At 59.2% G+C, this 617-nt stretch carries 1 pseudogene; it reads right to left on the bottom strand.

From position 1 onward, the window contains the following. Positions 1-613, bottom strand: a pseudogene (locus GOB85_RS18945) (IS3 family transposase); the annotation flags it as partial. Between the last annotated feature and the right edge of the window lie 4 nt (positions 614-617).

Genomic DNA, 617 nt, shown 5'->3' with positions numbered 1-617 from the left:
TATTTCCGATGCTCCGGATGGGGCACGGTCGTGCGCGGCTTCTGGTAGATCGCCCGCAGGCCCATGATCGCCATGAGCCGCCGGACCCGCTTGCGGCCCACTTCATGTCCCTGGCGGCGCAGATGCCATGTCATCTGCCGTGAGCCATAATACGGCGTTTCCAGGAACTGGGCGTCGATCAGCCGCATCAGCTCCAGATTGGCTTCGCTCTGTGGCACAGGCCGATAGTAGACGCCCGACCGGTTGAGTTGCAGCAGCGTGCATTGCCGGATTATCGGCAGGCATGCTCTCTTCGGGTCAATCATCTGCCGCCTCTGATCACGCCCAACCGAGCAGAGGCATCCCGCAAAAAATCCCGTTCCACCAGCAACTGGCCGATCTTGGCGTGCAGTTTCTCTACATCAGCAGGGCTGACTGAAGGTTCCGTTACTGACTTACCAGAAAAAAGGCTTGCCATGCCTTCGATCGCCTGGCGCTTCCATTGGGCGATCATCGTCTGATGCACGCCATGTTTCGAAGCCAGTTCCGCCAGCGTCAGTTCCCCACGGATCGCCTCCAGCGCAACCCGTGACTTGAACTCTGCCGCATACCGTTTCCGCGTAACCTTGCCCATAAAA

Origin of the sequence: Acetobacter fallax, assembly GCF_011516735.1 — a bacterium.
In the GTDB taxonomy this organism is placed as follows: Bacteria; Pseudomonadota; Alphaproteobacteria; order Acetobacterales; family Acetobacteraceae; genus Acetobacter; species Acetobacter fallax.
This window is presented reverse-complemented; position numbering and strand designations above follow the sequence as displayed.